Annotated in this window: 2 protein-coding genes; both read left to right on the forward strand. The window is 45.6% G+C overall.

Annotated elements, in window-relative coordinates; genetic code table 11:
- Positions 1-40 precede the first annotated feature (40 nt).
- Complete coding sequence (locus ACWHAR_RS23000; protein ID WP_014480225.1) at positions 41-337, forward strand: hypothetical protein; 297 nt, start codon at positions 41-43, stop codon at positions 335-337.
- 19 nt (positions 338-356) lie between these two features.
- Positions 357-977 (forward strand): N-acetylmuramoyl-L-alanine amidase family protein, encoded by a 621-nt coding sequence (locus ACWHAR_RS23005; protein WP_080031089.1) that lies wholly within the window; start codon positions 357-359, stop codon positions 975-977.
- Positions 978-1,058 lie beyond the last annotated feature (81 nt).

A 1,058-nucleotide genomic window follows, 5' to 3' on the forward strand; every position in this document is an offset into this window, starting at 1 on the left:
GGTCAAAGATAAAAGCCAAACATCAGGAAAAGGTGGTCATGTGAAACAAACGGTTCTTTTGCTGTTTACTGCGCTCTTTCTATCGGGGTGCAGTGTTGCAAGTGCGGATGACTCAGTGCCAAGGTTTACCGAAGAGGGAAAATACATTGGCTCGGCTGATCCTCATACGATTGCGGTTTCTCTTAATGGAGAAGAAACCATGATACAAGTTCCGAAGGATAAACGTGATGAATGTGAATCACTGCCAGATCAGACACATGTCCTGGTGAAATATACAAAGAAGGATAATGGAACTTTACAGCTGGAAGATATTCAGCTGCGAAAGAACTCGTCATAAAAAGACCGGAGGGAGTAAGTTGAGAATGTTATGGAGGAGCTTGGCGCTGTGCGGATTGGCTTTGACGCTCGCGCCTTGTGCACAGGCAGCAGAGCCGATAGAAGGAAAAACAGTGTATATTGATGCCGGACACGGCGGTGAAGACAGTGGAGCGGTCGGAAACGGGCTCTTTGAAAAGGATATTAATTTGGCTGTCTCAGAGCATGTGACAGACAAACTAAAAGAGGAGGGAGCCAATCCTGTTGCATCCCGGTCTGACGATCATTTTCTGACCTTGGAGGAAAGAGTGGCTAAGGCAAGTGCCAATCAGGCTGACCTTTTTGTCAGTATTCATGTGAATTCTGGGGTTGCTTCAGTTTCAGGAACAGAAACGTATTTTCAATCTGATTATGAAAGGGAGAACAGCCGGCGTCTGGCATCCGATATTCAGTCACAGCTCGTTTCTTCCTTACAAACGAGAGACAGGGCCGTGAAAGAATCAGACTTTTACGTCATTACATATTCACAAATGCCAAGTGTGTTGGCGGAGCTTGGGTTTATCACGAACAGCTCTGACGCGGACAAGCTGGGAAGTGAAGAATACCAGCAAAAGGCCGCAGATGCGATTGTCAACGGCATTGATTCTTATTATGATCAGTAGATTGATACAGCCTTAATCCTAGAGTGGAGCCGACAAAATAAGTATAATGGAGAAAACTTTAGGGTTTGAGGTGAAACGATG

Source organism: Bacillus sp. LR--39 (assembly GCF_053613335.1).